We start from the raw sequence: 16,966 nt of genomic DNA, 5'->3' as shown, positions 1-16,966 counted from the left end.
GGTTCAGCGGCTTACCTGAAGGCCTACCGCTGGCGGAGGTGCTTGAATTACGTCACGTAATTACTTCGCGGCAGCTTCGGCAAAACTGCCGTTGACGTTGCCGCTATAATCATCCAGAGCCTGGTCGAGCTGTTTTTGATCAACAAGGAATTTTGCGCTCTGGGCAACAGACTTGAGCGCGCCGCTGTCCTTGCCGCCACCGAGCCAGCTCGGTGAAGCCTGTTCTTCGACCGTAGGGAAGGACAACAGCGCGAGCGCGCCGGGTATGTCAGCAGCATTGCCGCCGATCAGCTTGACCATACCCTTCACCTGATCGGAGTCCGCCGTCCATTGGCTGCCATTGGCCTTGTAGTCGGCATAGGCATCCTTCAGTACAGTGGTAAAGGCGGTCATGAATTTCGGATTTTCGCTGGCGAAGCTCTTGTCGACCACCAGTCCATCGAAGGTAGGAACGCTTTTCGCGCCGATTTCTTCCGAATTGGCAATTTCCTTGCCCGTCTTGAGAATTTCGGAAAGCGCCGGTGGCCAGACATAGGCCGCATCGATATCGCCGCGCTGCCACGCGGCCACGATTTGCGGAGGCGTCATGTTGAGTATTTCCGCATCACGCGGATTGATCTTCCATATATCGTCCATGCCGACGAGCAGATGGAAATGCGAGGTCGAGACAAAAGGCACGCCAATCTTCTTGCCCTTGAGGTCTTCCGGCTTCTCGATGCCGGAACCTTCGCGCGCCACCAGTGCTTCCGACTTGCCGATATTATCGAGAATCCAGAACAGCTGGAGGTCGACACCGCGTGTGGCCGCTGCGGCAATGCCCGTCGAGCCGATCACGCCGACGGGCACGTTGCCCGACGCAAGTGCCGTTGAAATATCGCCGCCCGACGCAAACTGGCGCCAGTCGATCTTGTATCCGGCTTCCTTGGCTGCCGCGTCGAATTTTCCGTTGGCGATTGCGGTTAGAAATGGACCGACAATTTGCTGATAACCGACTACAACCGTGGTTTCGGCATAGGCTGCAGATGTGGAAAGCGCTGCTGCAGCCGAAAATAACACCACCCGTTTTATGCAGTTGAAATAGTTCATGGAGTTCCCCTTCCATTTAAGAACCATGCCTGACTTGGTCACGACTGCTGGCGTTTTCCGCCAATCTCCAGTTCCAGATACGAACGATAGCCATCTCATCAATTTTGCCTTATATCCAGTTTGAATAGTCAATAAGTCCAGTTTGGTGGCGGAGAGGTTGCTGCCGGATATGCGGACACGCCACACTTTCGCCAGCGCAATTATTCCATGGGGAAAATCAGAAAGAAGAAACGCTATTGCTAAGTGGAGCATGAAGCGGAAAAACTGACGCAAACCGAGGCGTAGTTGCAAATTTACTTATGGGGTAGAGTTTTGGATGCAGTCTCGCCGACGATTTTCTTCATAGACGGCAGCCGAAACACCGGATTGCAATCGCAGATCCGCGAGACCACTGTGTCAGCCATTCTTTCCGGTGCCATATTGCCGGGCGTCCGCATGCCTTCGACGCGGAAACTGGCAGATTATCTGAAAATATCCCGTCTCACTGTAACGTTGGCCTATCAGGAGCTCGTATCTCAGGGCTATCTGGAAGTGCGTTCGCGCAGTGCCTATCACGTAGCCGCGACGCCGCCCATCAGTCATCCCGACAGGGATTTCTTGCAGACACCTGATACCGCCGTCGACTGGTCGTCCAAACTGCGCCCCGGCTTCAATATAGCCAAAACCATTCGCAAACCGCTCGACTGGCGAAAATACCGCTACCCGTTTCTTTACGGCCAGATGGATCAAACTTTGTTTGACCTCGCCGCATGGCGCGATTGCGCCCGGCGTGCGCTGGCACGCGAAGATTTCATCCTTATGGCAGGCGATTTCGCAGCCGCTGACGATGTGGAGCTTGTCAACTATATCCGCTCGCGCACGCTGCCAAGCCGCGGAATACGCGCCGAACCGGACGAAATTCTGGTCACGGTCGGCGCGCAGAACGCGCTTTGGATTATCAGCCATCTGCTTTTGACGCGGCGTTCGCATGTCGTGTGCGAGAACCCCGGCCATCCCGATATCAGCGCCACGCTGCATCTGACCGGCGCACGCGTGACTGCATTGGATGTAGATGAAGGCGGCTTGCCGCCGGAGTTGCTGCCTGATGGCATTGATGCGGTCTTCGTGACACCCAGTCACCAATCGCCCACCGCAGCGACCATGCCGCGGACGCGGCGTATAGCGTTGCTGGAAGCGGCTGCCGAGCGCGATTTCGTCATCGTCGAGGATGATTATGAATTCGAGATGAGCTTTCTCCAGCCGCCCACACCGGCGCTGAAATCGCTCGATCAGTATGGCCGAGTTCTTTATGTGGGCAGCTTTTCCAAGTCGCTGTTTCCAGGGCTACGGCTCGGCTATCTGGTCGCGCCCGCGCCTGTCATCCGCGAGGCGAGGGCGCTGCGCGCGCTTATGTTGCGCCATCCGCCCGGCCATTTACAACGGACAGCAGCTTATTTTCTGGCGCTTGGTCACTACGATGCCGTCATCCATCGTATGCGGATGGAATATCACAAGCGCCATATCGTCATGATTGAGGCCCTGGATTGTGAAGGCTTGAAAATCGCCGGCAAGTCGGGTTTTGGTGGCACCGCTTTCTGGATCGAAGGCCCTGAGGGCATGGACGCAGACAAGCTTGCCCGCGATCTGCGCGAGGACGGTGTGCTGATTGAGTCAGGCTCGCCATTCTTCTGGGGCGACGACCGGCCATGCCGTTATTTTCGTATCGCCTATTCCTCAATTCCACTCAGCCGCATTGCGGAAGGCATAGAGCTTCTGGCCCGACGAATGCGGCAAATCTCGTAATGTTCGGAACGCTTGGGTTCAGCCTGCGTTCATGTGGATTACGATAACGGATTTGTGAAATCGCCGGAATTTGTCCCAATTCAGTGGGTACCGCTGGCGACGTGCAGTGTCTTTGCCTGCGAATCCGTAGGCAGACGCACATCAATTCTGCCTTCCAGAAGGAGAAGGATATATGTCTATTCGTTCGAAGCTTCTTGCCACGGTGGCGGTGCCGGTTCTCTCGGCCTCCATTCTCGCGCAGCCTGTGCTCGCGGATACATTGACGGCTCCCATCCTGTTGGCACAGGAGAATGGAGACCAGCCGTCCGACGAGCTATTGCTGCAGCAGCAGCGCGAGGCTGAAGAGCAGCAAAAGGCAGCGGAGGAAGAAGCGCGTCGGGCTGAGGAACAACAGCGCGCCGCGGAGGAAGAAAACCGCCGACAAGCCGAAGAGCAGCAAAAGGCCGCTCAGGAGGAAGCCCAGCGGCAGGCAGAAGAGCAACAGAAAGCCGCCGAACGCGAAGCACAGAAGCAAGCCGAGGAACAACAGAAGGCTGCAGAGCGCGAAGCGCAGAAACAGGCTGAAGAGCAAGCCAGGCAGGCCGCTGAGCAGAAAAAAGCCGAGGAAGAGGCGCAGCGCCAGAGCGAACAGCAGCAGAAGGCTGCTGAAGAAGAAGCCCAGCGTCGCGCCGAAGAACAGAAGAAGGCAGAGGAGGAGGCTGCTCGCAAGGCCGCCGAGTCTCAGAAGCAGAGAGCGCCCGCCGAAAAGCCGGTGAAGGAAGCTCCCGCTGTGGAGCCTGAAGCGCAATCCGAGCAACCTGAACCCGAAAAACCGGCAAAGGAAGCTCCGGCTCCGCAAGCGGAAAAGCCAGCCGAGCAACCGGCAGAGGCACTCCCTGTAACACCTTCGCAGACAGAGCCAGCGAAAGACTCGATTGTCGAGCATCCTGAAGAAGCTCTACCGCAAGAACCGAAGGCGACGGAGAAGCCGGAAAATGAGGCTCAGCCTGCGACCCCGGTCGAGCAGCCGCAATCAACCGAAAGTCCGCAACAGGGGCAGGCGCCGGAAATAGTCGATCAGCGTTCGACCGAGGAAAAGCAAGAGATTGCAAAAGACCCGGCCAAGACGAATGATACGGTGGTCCTGCCGGTTGAAAATGGTGCCGCCATTCTCGACAGCGACAAGGATGCCGACAATTCGGGTGGAAGCCAGTCGCGTGAAGAGCGTCGCAAACAGCGTGAACAGCAGCGCGCTTCCGAGGAAAATGTAGCGCCGCCCGCAAATGATGCTGCGGCACAGGTCGCTATTCCCGAGGAAGTGAAGGCTGCACTCCCGCAGAAGATCGAGGCCAATCTCAAGGAAGAGGGCACTCGCATAAAGGAAGCGCCGGTTTTTGCCGTGCCGGAAACCACCAACATCGTTAACAACACGGTGGTGAACAATACGGTCATCAATAACACGACGGTCAATAATGTGACCAACAATGTCACGAACGTCAAAGTAATCGAGGAAGTGGATAACCGCGTCATTCTCGACGTGGGCGACCGCATCTTCGTGCGCGGCGATGATCGCCCAAGACTGCGTCGCGACGCGGAACGGACCTATTACGATGAACTGCCGCGGGGCCGCACCCGCGAAACCATCGTTCGTCCCGGCGGATACCAGATCGTTACGGTTTATGATCGTTATGGCGATGTTCTGCAACGTTCCCGTATCGATCGGGACGGCAACGAGTATCTGATGATCTATGCGCCGGAATATGACGATAATCCGCGTGCTTCGATCATCGATGTCGGCTACGAACTTCCGCCCATGCGCCTGACCATTCCGGTGAGGGACTATATTATCGACGTTGCGGACGATCCGGATCGCGATTTCTACGACTTCCTTGCCATGCCGCCAGTAGAACGTGTGGAGCGGGTCTATACGATCGATGAAGTTCGCCACTCTGCCCGTCTGCGCGACAAGGTGCGCCGCATTGATCTGGATACGATCCACTTCGCGACGGGAAGCGCCGAGGTTTCCTTGTCGCAGGCCAAGACCTTGCGCAAGGTTGCGACCGCTATGCAGAAGGTGCTGGCGAAGGACCCCGGTGAAACCTTCTTTATCGAGGGACATACGGACGCAGTCGGCTCGGATCGGTCAAATCTGGTCCTGTCGGACAAACGCGCTGAATCGGTCGCGAACCTTTTGACGGAGGTCTACGATATTCCTGCGGAAAATCTTGTTACGCAGGGATATGGCGAACGCTTCCTCAAAATTCGCACGCAAGCCGCCGAGCAGGAAAATCGCCGCGTCACCATTCGTCGTGTCACCCCGCTGGTGCGGCCCGTCGCCCAGCGTTGAATAAAAATACCCGGATGCGTAAACCGCATCCGGGTAGCGCATTGAAGTGATTGCGATCAAGCCGTCTTGGGTTGGAGTGCCGTGGCCTGCTCAAGCAGCAATTCGCCCATAGGCCGTGGTTTTACGGCCTCGATCTGCACCATGAGCTCAGCGATTTTTTCGGCGTCGCGGACGCCGCATTCATAAATCTGGATGATTTCGCGTGCCATTTCGTCTTTGTGGGGAGAGGTGATGGGGCAACGTGACATCGATTCACACGACTTCACGTAAGCCGCTTGCAGCTTTTCCAACTCGGCGGGTTTGAAGCGCCCGAAGTAATAATCTCTCGAAAATGGCATTCTATGCATTCCGCATATGGCTGACAGATCATTCCATCCGAAAGCCTATAAATCCGTGCAATCTACTATACTGAAATATAGCAGATTGTAAAATGTTTATATCTCTGAATTATTTACTTTGCGTAAAACATTCAGGCAGTCACAGATTTGCCAGAGTTACACGTCTGTCCTTCATTGCTTTTTACAAAAAACAGACAGATTTTAGGCGCGGGCGTGCTCAAGCTTCGCTACGATTTCCGCGATCCTGTCCGGGTTCTGTTCACCGGATTCAAATGTTCTTATGATCGCTCGCGCGAGTGTCTCTTTGTCTTCATGTGTAGTGGGGCATCGATCCAGAAAGCCGCAGCAACGATTATAGGCAGCCTGAAGAACCTGAATATCCTCGGGCGCGTATGTTCCCTGATATTTGTTACCGCGAAATGGCATGGTGATCTCCCATTTGATCAATTGAACCCCTAATTCATGGGGAAAGCAACAAATCGTTTTATGACAGCGACAATCAACGCAACGCGGGAGTTTGCAGGTGTTTCAGCCTCGTCGAATGCAGATTGAGGAATCGATGATAGCGGTTCCTGTTCCGCTTCAAGAAGCCTCGCCGTTGAATCGATGGATGAGATGAATATCTTCCGGCTCGCGTTCGAAGAGCAGGGGATCAGGGGCCAATGTAACTTTCGCACCCTGTTTCAGATAAAAATCGATGGTCCGCCGCGTGGGGGTGGCGGAAATATAGAAACCTTGAGCTCCGGCTTCCGTGGCAAGGGCCATGCTGCGCCGATAGAGTTCGCCCGCAAGGCCCAATCCCCGGAAGGCATTATCGACATGCATGAAGCCAAGCTGGTGTAATTCCGGATAGGCGCCGACGGGACGCACATCTGTAACCGCGACGGCAACCAAAGACCCATCCACTTCAGCACCGAGAAAAACGCCGCCGTGGTCGTAGCAGTCGAGCAGGATCGGCGTGTAGATTTCGGCTTCGCCCTCGGGCCAGCCGCGCACATCATAGAAGCGCGGCTCAAGCAGCAGCTGTTCTCCGTCGAGACGATACATTTCCTCAATGATCTCGCTCCGATCGATCTGCCAGATGTCGGTCACTTCGCGTCTTTGGAGCGGACGGATGATAAAATTTGTGCGGTTTGTTGCCTGTATCATGATGCTGCTTTGGAGAGGTCAATTCACTCGACGAACTATCCTGTCCCTGGCGAGCGCTCAAGAGGTTGGCATGTTGATTGCACCTCAACGGCTATCTTCCTGACAATTTGTCAGAGAAATCCTCTCATTTTGCGAAAACTCGCACCGAGTTTGACCACTATCGAGGCTACTTACCGCCATTTATATCGGGTACTGCTCAGTACAGGTGTGAGGAATAATGGGGCCGACAGGAAGGAGCGGCAGCCCTTCAATCGAATGAATTGAGGCGGATTGGTGGAGCGAAGGCAAAAAAGCGCCGGAAAATACGCAATTTTTCGTCAACTCTTCGATCGGCTCTTGCGAGAGTAGGCCCCGGGTTCTATCAGCATCAACAAAATTAGAGCCCGAGGAGGTTTCGGCAATATCACTGCCGAAATGTCTCGGCGCCAGTCGGCATCCTTCGGGATGGCGGCGAAATGAGCGACGGAGCCAAATTGAAAAACCATAACGATATTTGGGATATCGTCGACGCCAAGAGCGCCGCATATTTCGAACTGAGCGATACGGTTTGGGATAATCCTGAAACAAACTATGAAGAATACAAATCGAGCGATGCGCATGCGGCAATGCTGGAAGCCGAAGGGTTTCGCGTCGAGCGTGGCATTGCAGGATTGCCAACAGCGGTCATGGGCGAAGCTGGCGAGGACGGGCCGGTTATTGCTATTCTCGGTGAATTTGATGCCTTGCCGGGCTTGAGCCAGGTATCGGGGCTGGTCGAAGAACAGCCACTGGAAGCAGGTGGCCATGGTCATGGCTGCGGCCACAATCTGCTGGGTGCGGGCTCTCTGCTGGCCGCTGCGGCAGTCAAGGATTATCTCGCGGCACAAGGTATCAAGGGACGCGTGCGCTATTATGGCTGCCCGGCGGAAGAGGGCGGTTCGGCCAAGGGATTCATGGTTCGCGAAGGCCTGTTCGATGATGTCGATATCGCCTTCTGCTGGCACCCCGCACCATTCGCCGGCGTAAACGATCCGGTTTCACTCGCCTGCAACGAGATCAATTTCCACTTCAGTGGTCGCGCGGCCCATGCTTCATCGGCGCCGCATCTGGGACGCAGCGCGCTCGACGCAGTTGAACTTATGAATGTCGGTGTGAACTATATGCGCGAGCATATGCCATCCACGGCGCGCATTCATTATGCAGTGACAGATACAGGCGGGTTTGCGCCGAATGTCGTGCAAGCCAGGGCAACGGTGCGCTATCTCGTCCGCGCCCGCAGCCTGCCGGAAATGCAGTCGCTTCTGGAGCGCGTGAAGAAAATCGCCGAGGGTGCCGCCCTGATGACCGAAACGACGGTCCGCAGCGAAATTATCAGCGGCGATGCCGATTTGATCGGCAATACGCCTCTGGAACAACTGATGCAATTGCAGCTCGAGCGTCTCGGACCTCCGGACTTCGACGATCAGGACCGTGAAACGGCAAGCCGGTTCCAGAAGACGCTTTCAAAGGAAGACATTTCCGATGCCTTCCGCCGCTTCGGTGTGGAGCCAAAAGAGGGCCTTTCGCTTTGCGAGGATATCTATACGCCCTATAAGGGCGACAATACTCTCGTCGGCTCAACTGATGTGGGCAGTGTGAGTTGGGTTGTGCCCACGGTACAGATGCGCGGTGCGACCTGCGCGATCGGTACGCCGCTTCATTCGTGGCAGATGGTGGCACAGGGCAAGCTGCCCGCTGCGCACAAGGGCATGGCCCATGCTGCGAAGATCATGGGCAGCACGGCCATCGAGCTGTTCCGCGATCCGGCGCAGATCGAGAAAGCAAAGCAGGATCACGAAAAACGGCTCGGCGGAACCGTTTTCGTCAATCCGATTCCAGACAGCGTTCAACCGGCACTGCCCGAAACCGCCAAATGACGATGACGGCCGATAGTTTTGAAGATAGAAATGACATTCAATCCCCCACTTCCAACAGGGCCTGACGCATCATGAAGCAGATGGGCTTTCTCGATATTTTGAGCTTCGGGCCGGACGGCTGGGGCTATGTGCTGCTGATGGGCGCATTGGTGAGCGTGGCGCTCGCCGTTCTTGGCTTCCTTCTCGGTGCTGCCATCGGCGTTTTTGCCGCTTGGGCGAAGATTTCCGGCGGGCGCACGCTGCGTGCAGTCGCCGACGGCTACACCACGATCATTCGTGGTATTCCAGACCTCCTCGTCATCTATCTGTTCTATTTCGGCGGCAGTGCGGCTGTTACCGCGCTCGGCAAATATTTCGGAGCAGAAGGTTTTATCGGTTTTCCGGGTTTTCTGGCAGGTGTACTGGCAATCGGCATTTCCTGTGGCGCGCATCACACGGAAGTATTTCGAGGTGCGTTCCGCGCCGTCTTCAAAGGTGAGATCGAAGCTGCAACCGCGTGTGGCATGGGCCGAATGTTGAAATTCCGCCGCATCATCGCACCGCTCGCACTGCGGCACGCCCTGCCGGGCCTCGGCAATGTCTGGCAGGTTTCGCTCAAGGAATCCGCCCTGGTGTCGGTTGCCGGCGTGGTTGAGCTTCTGCGTCAGGCACAGATCGGCGCGGGTTCCACTGGTCTGCCCTTCAACTTCTTCCTCATTGCCGGTGCACTCTATCTGGCGATTTCGTCGGTTTCCGGCGGACTTTTGCAGATGGCCGAGCGCCACTTCTCGCGCGGCGTCCGGAGGGCAAAATGAACCTTGAATTCTATTCCGATGCATTCTTCCAAATGCTGGGCGGTGTGCCGCTGACCTTGAAGCTCGCAGTAAGTTCCATCGTGCTTGGCGCCTTGCTGGCCCTGCTTTTTGCCATGATGCGCCTGTCGGGCATCAAGGTGCTGGACTGGATCGCGCGCATCTACGTCTTTGTGTTCCGCGGAACACCGCTTCTGGTACAGATATTCATTATCTATTACGGTCTCAGCCAGTTTCCGATCATTCGCTACTCGTTCCTTTGGCCGGTTTTGCGTGAGCCTTACTGGTGTGCGATCATTGCGCTGACGTTGAACAACGCCGCCTATGCGAGCGAGATCATCCGCGGCGGCTTGCTGTCGGTGCCGCACGGCCAGATCGAAGCCGCAAAGGCTTGCGGCATGACCGCCTTCACTAGCTTCCGGCGTGTCGTGATGCCTCTTGCGATCCGTCAAGCGTTGCCGGGTTATGGCAACGAAATGATATCGATGATCAAGGCAACCTCGCTTGCATCGATCATCACGCTCATGGAAGTGACAGGCATCGCAGCAAAGCTGATCGCCGAGAGCTATCGGGCCATAGAAATCTTCGTGATCGCCGGCGCGATCTACCTTGCCATCAACTTCATTCTGACGCGTGTGCTGATGTTCGCAGAATATAGACTGACGCCATATCTGCGCCAGCCAGTCGTCAAGCTTTCCTCCGAGGGACAAACATCGTGAGCAAAAACGTTTCCCCCAATGCACCGGTGGCGCTGAAAGTCGAAAACCTGCGCAAGAGCTTTGGTGCGAATGAAGTGCTCAAGGGCATTTCGCTTGAAGCGCGCGAAGGCGAGGTCATTTCGATCCTCGGTTCGTCCGGCTCCGGCAAATCGACTTTCCTGCGCTGCATCAATCTGCTGGAGACGCCTTCGTCGGGCACGGTCACGGTTTCGGGTGAGACCATCCGCATGGCGAAGAACTCGAAAGGTGAAGCCTACCCGACCGACAAGAAGCAGGTTTCGCGCATTCGTTCGGAACTGGGCATGGTGTTTCAAAGCTTCAACCTATGGTCGCACAAGACCATTCTGGAAAACATCATAGAAGCGCCGATCTTTGTGCAGGGACGGCCGCGCGCGGAATGCGTGGCGGAAGCAGAAGCCCTGCTGGCAAAGGTCGGCATTGCCGACAAGCGCGATTTCTATCCAGCCCATCTTTCGGGCGGGCAGCAGCAACGCGCCGCGATTGCCCGCGCACTGGCGATGAAGCCGAAGGTCATGCTTTTCGACGAGCCGACTTCCGCGCTCGATCCGGAACTGGTTGGTGAAGTTTTGCGTGTCATGCGCGGTCTGGCCGAGGAAGGCCGCACCATGCTGGTCGTGACCCATGAAATGGGCTTCGCGCGCGATGTTTCCAACCGCGTCGTCTTTTTCCATCAGGGACTGGTGGAAGAAGACGGGGCACCGGAAGATGTGTTCAGCAACTCGAAGTCGGAACGTTTCCGCAAGTTCATCAGCCACGAGAACGCTGCCTAATTTTCGAAATTCTGCGTTCCGGCGGAAGCCGGACAGAAACAACCGCAACAGGATAACTGCAATGAAGGCTATCGGACTTTTTAAAGCCGTGTTCATTTCCGCTCTTGCTCTGACGAGCATCTCGGCTCATGCCGAGGAAAAAAAGTGGACGAAGATCACCATCGCGACGGAAGGCGCTTACCGTCCCTACAACTTCACCAAGCCCGATGGCTCACTGGATGGCTTTGAAATCGATCTTTACAAGGATCTCTGCACGCGCATGAAGGTTGAGTGCACGATCGTTGCCCAGCCTTTCGACAGCATGATCCCTGCGCTTAATGCCGGCAAGTTCGATGCGATCATGGCTGGCCTCACGGCAACGGCCAAGCGTGAAGAGACGATCAGCTTCTCGGTTTCCTATGGCCTGACGCCGCAGACTTTCGCAACGCTGAAGGATAGCCCTTTTGCGAAGCTGCCGCACACTGGCGAAACCCTTTATCTCGCCAAGGATGAAGCGGCAGCCCAGAAGGCAATCGACGAAGTATCTGCCGAAATCAAGGGCCGCACCGTTGGTGTCCAGACCGCTTCGCTCGGCCTGACGCTTCTCGACAAGTATTTCAAGGAAAACATCGACATCCGTGAATACAAAACCACGGAACAGCACGACCTCGATCTGAAGTCTGGCCGTGTCGACCTGGTCGTGGCTTCGCTCGCTTATCTCGCAGACGCTGCCAAGAAGCCTGGCAATGAAGACATCGTCATGACCGGCCCGTTCTTCAAGGGCGGCATTCTCGGACGCGGTGTCGGTGTAGGCTTGCGCAAGGATGATGCCGAACTGAAAAAGATGTTCGATGAAGCCATTGAAGCTGCAAAGGCTGACGGCACGATCAAGCGTCTGTCGGAAAAGTGGTTCGGCTTCGACGTTACGCCGTAATTTCTGAGTTACATCATTTGCAAAGCGCCGCCTCCGGGCGGCGTTTTCATGTGCGCAAACCTTCACATCAAATCGATGAGCGCCTATAAGTCCGCCAGAAGTTTATTGAGCCCAAAAACTAGCTGTGAGAAGGTGATGGTAAAGATCGGTTTTGTGACTGTTTCCGACCGTGCAAGCCGCGGGGAATACGAAGATCTGAGCGGTCCCGCCATGGAAGCATGGATTAAAACCGCCGTCGTCACGCCGTATGAAACAGTCCGCCGTGTCATTCCCGATGGCATGCAATCGGTTCGCGACACGCTTGTCGATCTTTGCGACAACGAGGCTTGTGATCTCATCCTGACGACAGGCGGCACAGGGCCGAGCCCGCGTGATGAAACGCCAGAGGCCATGCAGGCGGTCCTGCATAAGGAACTGCCGGGGTTTGGTGAGTTGATGCGCCGCGTCAGCCTTGAGCAGACACCGACCGCTATTCTTTCTCGCCAGACGGCGGGCAGCCGTGGCAAGAGCTTCATTCTCAATCTACCCGGCAAACCGGCATCTATCGCCATGACCTTGCAGGCCATTTTTCCGGCGGTACCTTATTGTCTCGACCTTATTGGAGCGGGGCGGATCGATACCGATCCGGCAGTTGTGAAGGTTCATCGACCGGGTTGAGCCGATAGCCTCAAAACCGGCGGCGCGAGCGGTTCGAAGCTACCGGCCCTATTGTCAGACCGTATAACAACGGTCGCCGTTTCCACGATGGAAGATAAAATGGCCGGGCGTTTTGCCCGGCCATTTCGTTTCCCGTCAGTCCTTCGTTACGGTCTGAACATAGTTGGCATCGGCCACCATGTTGAAACCGTGCACGTTCGAGCTGGTCACGGCTGTTTCGATCTGCTGGTAAATGATCGCGAACGGGCTTGTGTCCTGGAACTTCTTTTGAAGGTCGTGATACATCGCCTCACGCTTGGCGGTATCGCGCTCTTCTGCGGCAGCCATCGTTTCCGCCGTCAATTCCGGAATATCCCAATGCGCCTGCCATGCGCTCGTGCGCATCGAGACGTCTTCGCCATTGTTCGGATTGTTGGTGAAGGTCACTGCATTGGTGTGCGGGTCCCAATAATCCGGCCCCCAGATGCCAAGAGCCATCTGATGCTTGCGTGCGCGAACCTTGGTGGTTGTCAGCCTGCCGTCGCCTTGCAGGATTTCCACCTGCACGCCCGCCTTGCCCATGGTCTGCTGGATATTTTCGGCGATGCCGACAAATGGCTGGGTGTTGCGAACGTCCAGCGTCACCTTGAAGCCGTCCTTCAGACCCGCCTTGGCAAGCAGTTCCCTGGCTCTATCGACATCATAGGTAAACGGCTTGTCACCGACAGCGCCGAACATGCCGAGGGGCAGGAACGACTGGTGCGTGCGGCCGATGCCCTTGATGAGTTTCGCCTCGATCATATCATAGTCGATCAGATATTTAAGCGCCTGCCGGACTTCTGGCTTTGCAAGTTCAGGCACATTCTGGTTGGCCACCAGATAATAGACGCGGCCTTTTGGTGCGTTGATGACGTGGAACTTCTCGTCCTTGCTCAGTTCTTCGATGTCGCCGGGTTCCAGATTGCGGGCAATGTCGACGTCACCCGCCTGCAGGAGCAAGCGCTGAGAAACACCTTCCTTCACATGGCGATAGATGACGCGCTTCATCGCCGGTTTTGGATCGGCATAGTTTTCGTTGCGCTCCAGAAGAAGAACTTCATTGGCGCGCCATTGCCTGAGCGCCAGAGGACCGGAGCCCGCATAGTTGTTTTTCAGCCATTCGTAGCCGAAATCGGTTTCGTAAGGGTAGTCCTTGGTCTTTTCCGCCTTCTGCTCATGCTCCTTCACCAGCTTGCTGTCGACAATCGATGCAACGCTGGATGTAAGACAGTTGAGAACAAAGCTTGGCGCAAAAGCCTTGCCTGTGGTGAAAACGAGCGTTTCGTCGTCGGTCGCGACGATGTTCTGGTCGGCATTTTCGCGGGTGAGACCAAACTGGCTCAGAATAAACGCCGGGCTCTTGTCCAGCTTGATGGCGCGCTGTAGCGAATAGGCGGCGTCCTTGGCGGTCAAAGGGTTGCCGGAAGCGAATTTCAGCCCCTTGCGGATTTTGAACGTGATCGACTTGCCGTCGTCCGAAAAGGTCCAGCTTTCGGCAATCTGAGGGATGATCTTGGTCGGGTCCTTGGTGTCGGTCGTGATAAGCCGCTCATAGGTGCTGGTCAGCACCTCAGACGTGGTGATCTCGAAGATTTCAGCCGGATCGAGCGAAATGACATCGTCGATGCTCATCGCGATGACAAGCGTGTCGGCCGGCGTCGCGGCTTCCACCGCCTTCGGTGACGCGGACAGAAATAGTGTGAACGCGAGCGCGGCCGGTATGGATGCTCGCAGCAGCTTTCGTGCAAGGCCGTGCCTGGTGTGGGCTGCTTTCGAGATATGAGCAAATGGCGGTAATACGGTTGTCATGCAACTTCCCCCTTCGGACCACGCAATCCGCACATGTCGCGCGATTGCGGCCCGCTTTGATGAAGCTTCGCAAGCTTGTCGCTTCGTCGCGACTCTCTTGAAGCATCTGCATTACATCCAGCTTTTGGGGAGGGGACAACGGCCTGATGAAATATTTTCCCGATGAAACGAAAAAGCCGGAGGAAACTCCTCCGGCCCGATCTTTTTTCGGTGCAATGAACGCTTAGAAGAAAACTCTGAAACGGTCGGCGTCGTCTATGAAAGCCTTTTCGCCGAAGGGCTGTTCGTTTGAGCCGAACGGCATCTGGGCACGGAGTTTCCACGAGGCTGGAATATCCCAGGTCCGGGCGACTTCCTGATCGATCAGCGGGTTATAGTGCTGGAGGCTGGCGCCGATATTCGCATTGGCAAGCGCGGTCCAGACCGAATGCTGCGCCATGCCGCTCGACTGTTCAGACCAGACCGGGAAGTTGTCGGCATAAAGCGGGAAGTTTTCCTGAAGTCCCTTAACGACATTCTGGTCTTCGTAGAACAATACCGTACCGGCACCGGCAGCGAAGCTGTCGATTTTGGCTTCCGTCTGCGAGAATGCGTCGGCTGGAACGATCTGGCGGAGTGTTTCCTTCACCATGCTCCACAGCTTGTCGCTCTCGGCGCCAAACAGGATCACGGCACGTGAACTCTGCGAGTTGAAGGAGGAAGGCGTGTGCTTGACCGCTTCGCGGATCAACTCGGCCACATCTTCATTCGACAACGGAAGGGACTTGCCCAGAGCATACTGCGTACGGCGCTTCTTGATGGAATTCAGCAGGGAATTATTCATGACTGGGGTCCTGTGTTTCAGCGGTCTGGCAGGCTGTCCGGCTTGGGATTTTCAAGGCAACCTGTTGCGATAATGATGGGCTAAATATTGTTATTTGGGCGCGGGAGGCCAGCCCGTGTTTCTGAAACACACTGTCAACGATACGTGGCTAGTTTCATCGGACTGTTTACTTTCCCGTCATGCGTTTGCAGTGAAAACGGGCCACTGCGCGTAGCTCTCACAACAAACTTCCCGGTTTTCCAGGGTTTACAAGAGCGGTTCTTTGGTGGAATCTAACTAAAAAGGTGAGATTTAAGGCGCGGATTTTGACGACACCCGTTTCGGGTCGTTGTCGCAAAACGGGATGAGGTCACGATAGTTTGAAGTCATTTGTCATCATCGGCGCCGGAGCAAGCGGCATCATTCTGGCTGCACAATTGCTCCGGCGTTCGCCGGAATCGACCGTGCGAATTTTCGAGCGGTCGGGCCGGTTGGGAACGGGGATAGCTTACGCGACGGACAATTCCAGTCATCTTCTCAATGTCCGCGCCAGCAATATGAGCGCCTTTCCCGATCAGCCGGATCACTTCCTCAATTGGCTGCAGACGAGCGGCGACCGGTGGGAGCCGTACAGTTTTGTGCCGCGTAAAGTCTACCGGGCCTATCTGGAGCATTTGATTGAGCCTTATCTTTCCGCAGGTGACTCACGATTGACGGTTGAAAAGACCGGTATTGTTGACGTGTGGCTGAAAGCAGGCAGACCAGCCGTTGTCACCGAAACCGGCGAAACCTTCGAAACCGATGCGGTTATTCTTGCGACGGGAAATGAGGCCGCCATTGCGAAATCCGGCAGCCAGATTACGGAATACTGGTCAAGCAATGGCTATTTCGATGTGCCGACGGATGCTCCGGTCGCGATATTCGGTACCGGCCTTTCGATGATCGACAGCGTGTTGTCGTTGCTCGACAAGGGGCATCATGCCCCGATATACGCGATTTCACGCAGGGGGCTTTTACCCGCGCGTCACGCCCCGGCTCAAGCCGTTCCGATTGCGGCGGACGATCTGCCCGTATCGCTGGGCCTGCCGAAGCTCATGCAGCGCGTGCGCGCCATGATGGCGGAAGCGGAAACAGCCGGTTACGGCTGGCGCAGTGTGATGGACGGCCTGCGCCCACATACGCAGCATATATGGGCTGGGTTGCCGACTTCACAGCGTCGCGGTTTCCTCAGGCATCTTCGTCCATGGTGGGATGTCCATCGCCATCGCATGGCTCCGGCTGTGGCGGATCGTATCGAATCTGCCGTGGACAACGGACAGCTTAAAATCACGGCGGGTCATCTCGTTTCCGTGCGCGACGAAGGAGGAGGGATGGAAATCCGCTATCGCCCACGGCGCAGCGAAAAGATCGGGACGCTGCATGTGGCAGCGGTCATCGATTGCCGTGGCGGCAATTCGCGTTTCTCGACAACCCGCAATGCGGCATTGATCGGACTCATGGAACATGGGCTGGCTCGACCGGATGCCCTCGATCTGGGGTTGGACGTAACCCGTGGGCTGCAGCTTCTCAATGCGCGAGGCGAGCCATCCGGTCCGTTTTTCGCCATCGGTCCGGTTACGAAGGGCGCATTCTGGGAAGTCACAGCCGTGCCGGACATTCGCGTTCAGGCTGAGAGGCTGTCCGCGATTTTACTTGAAGGATAAGGGCTCTTCAAAAGCCGTGTCCGCGACAATCTTCCCGATAAGACTATGTCATTCGACTGAAAGATTTTCGAGTGAGTATGTCCAATCGTCAGGCATCGCGGTTCGCAGCAACCGATAAATTATAGATTTTCTGGCAAGAGGAACCATAAAATGATTCAAATCTGCACCATAAGCCATTGAAAGCTAT

Annotated in this window: 15 protein-coding genes; 9 read left to right on the top strand and 6 right to left on the bottom strand. The window is 56.0% G+C overall.

The genetic code is table 11. The features are described 5' to 3' along the window. Positions 1 to 60 precede the first annotated feature (60 nt). Positions 61 to 1,086, bottom strand: a complete 1,026-nt coding sequence (gene tauA, locus AC0TOF_RS18905) for a taurine ABC transporter substrate-binding protein (RefSeq protein ID WP_473769380.1) — start codon at positions 1,084 to 1,086, stop codon at positions 61 to 63. Between the two features lie 312 nt (positions 1,087 to 1,398). Between tauA and pdxR the strand changes: the two genes are divergently transcribed. Continuing rightward, a complete protein-coding gene (gene pdxR / locus AC0TOF_RS18900) occupies positions 1,399 to 2,868 on the top strand; it encodes a MocR-like pyridoxine biosynthesis transcription factor PdxR (RefSeq protein ID WP_473769379.1) in 1,470 nt (489 codons plus the stop codon). A 172-nt stretch (positions 2,869 to 3,040) separates the two neighbouring features. Beyond that, the gene (locus tag AC0TOF_RS18895) at positions 3,041 to 5,194 is read left to right on the top strand and encodes an OmpA family protein (RefSeq protein WP_473769378.1); all 2,154 of its coding nucleotides are present in this window, start codon (positions 3,041 to 3,043) and stop codon (positions 5,192 to 5,194) included. A 56-nt stretch (positions 5,195 to 5,250) separates the two neighbouring features. Here the strand turns inward: AC0TOF_RS18895 and AC0TOF_RS18890 are convergent, their stop codons facing one another. The 3 genes from AC0TOF_RS18890 to AC0TOF_RS18880 all read right to left on the bottom strand — a co-directional run bounded on the left by AC0TOF_RS18890 (position 5,251) and on the right by AC0TOF_RS18880 (position 6,624). After that, positions 5,251 to 5,532, bottom strand: coding sequence for a hypothetical protein (locus AC0TOF_RS18890; RefSeq protein WP_122002345.1), 282 nt, complete (start codon positions 5,530 to 5,532; stop codon positions 5,251 to 5,253). Between the two features lie 201 nt (positions 5,533 to 5,733). Further along, a complete protein-coding gene (locus AC0TOF_RS18885; protein ID WP_473769377.1) occupies positions 5,734 to 5,958 on the bottom strand; it encodes a hypothetical protein in 225 nt (74 codons plus the stop codon). Between the two features lie 156 nt (positions 5,959 to 6,114). Further along, a complete protein-coding gene (locus AC0TOF_RS18880) occupies positions 6,115 to 6,624 on the bottom strand; it encodes a GNAT family N-acetyltransferase (RefSeq protein ID WP_473769376.1) in 510 nt (169 codons plus the stop codon). 512 nt (positions 6,625 to 7,136) lie between these two features. Here AC0TOF_RS18880 and AC0TOF_RS18875 point away from each other — a divergent pair. From AC0TOF_RS18875 to mog, 6 genes are all read left to right on the top strand, one after another. Continuing rightward, a complete protein-coding gene (locus AC0TOF_RS18875; protein WP_473769375.1) occupies positions 7,137 to 8,576 on the top strand; it encodes a M20 family metallopeptidase in 1,440 nt (479 codons plus the stop codon). Positions 8,577 to 8,647: 71 nt separating this feature from the next. Beyond that, entirely contained in the window at positions 8,648 to 9,370 is a 723-nt protein-coding gene (locus tag AC0TOF_RS18870; RefSeq protein WP_122002349.1) for an ABC transporter permease subunit, read from the top strand. Further along, on the top strand, positions 9,367 to 10,086 hold the full coding sequence (locus AC0TOF_RS18865) for an ABC transporter permease (RefSeq protein ID WP_473769374.1): 720 nt from the start codon (positions 9,367 to 9,369) through the stop codon (positions 10,084 to 10,086). The genes AC0TOF_RS18870 and AC0TOF_RS18865 overlap by 4 nt, the downstream gene beginning before the upstream one ends. After that, positions 10,083 to 10,877, top strand: a complete 795-nt coding sequence (locus tag AC0TOF_RS18860; protein WP_122002351.1) for an ATP-binding cassette domain-containing protein — start codon at positions 10,083 to 10,085, stop codon at positions 10,875 to 10,877. The genes AC0TOF_RS18865 and AC0TOF_RS18860 overlap by 4 nt, the downstream gene beginning before the upstream one ends. A 61-nt stretch (positions 10,878 to 10,938) precedes the next feature. Further along, on the top strand, positions 10,939 to 11,790 hold the full coding sequence (locus tag AC0TOF_RS18855) for a transporter substrate-binding domain-containing protein (RefSeq protein ID WP_122002352.1): 852 nt from the start codon (positions 10,939 to 10,941) through the stop codon (positions 11,788 to 11,790). Positions 11,791 to 11,925: 135 nt separating this feature from the next. Beyond that, positions 11,926 to 12,447 carry a molybdopterin adenylyltransferase gene (mog, locus tag AC0TOF_RS18850; RefSeq protein ID WP_473769373.1) on the top strand — a complete coding sequence of 174 codons (522 nt, stop codon included), beginning with the start codon at positions 11,926 to 11,928 and terminating at the stop codon, positions 12,445 to 12,447. A 135-nt stretch (positions 12,448 to 12,582) separates the two neighbouring features. Here mog and AC0TOF_RS18845 read toward each other — a convergent pair whose 3' ends face one another. Both AC0TOF_RS18845 and AC0TOF_RS18840 read right to left on the bottom strand, forming a co-directional pair. Further along, complete coding sequence (locus tag AC0TOF_RS18845) at positions 12,583 to 14,274, bottom strand: ABC transporter substrate-binding protein (protein WP_473769372.1); 1,692 nt, start codon at positions 14,272 to 14,274, stop codon at positions 12,583 to 12,585. A gap of 223 nt (positions 14,275 to 14,497) precedes the next feature. Then, positions 14,498 to 15,097: a nitroreductase family protein gene (locus AC0TOF_RS18840; protein WP_473769371.1), complete on the bottom strand. Its 600-nt coding sequence runs from the start codon at positions 15,095 to 15,097 to the stop codon at positions 14,498 to 14,500. 359 nt (positions 15,098 to 15,456) lie between these two features. Here AC0TOF_RS18840 and AC0TOF_RS18835 point away from each other — a divergent pair, with 359 nt between their 5' ends. Beyond that, complete coding sequence (locus AC0TOF_RS18835; RefSeq protein ID WP_473769370.1) at positions 15,457 to 16,779, top strand: FAD/NAD(P)-binding protein; 1,323 nt, start codon at positions 15,457 to 15,459, stop codon at positions 16,777 to 16,779. The last annotated feature ends 187 nt before the right edge of the window (positions 16,780 to 16,966 follow it).

The organism is Ochrobactrum sp. PL_is501, from assembly GCF_055816895.1.
This window is presented reverse-complemented; position numbering and strand designations above follow the sequence as displayed.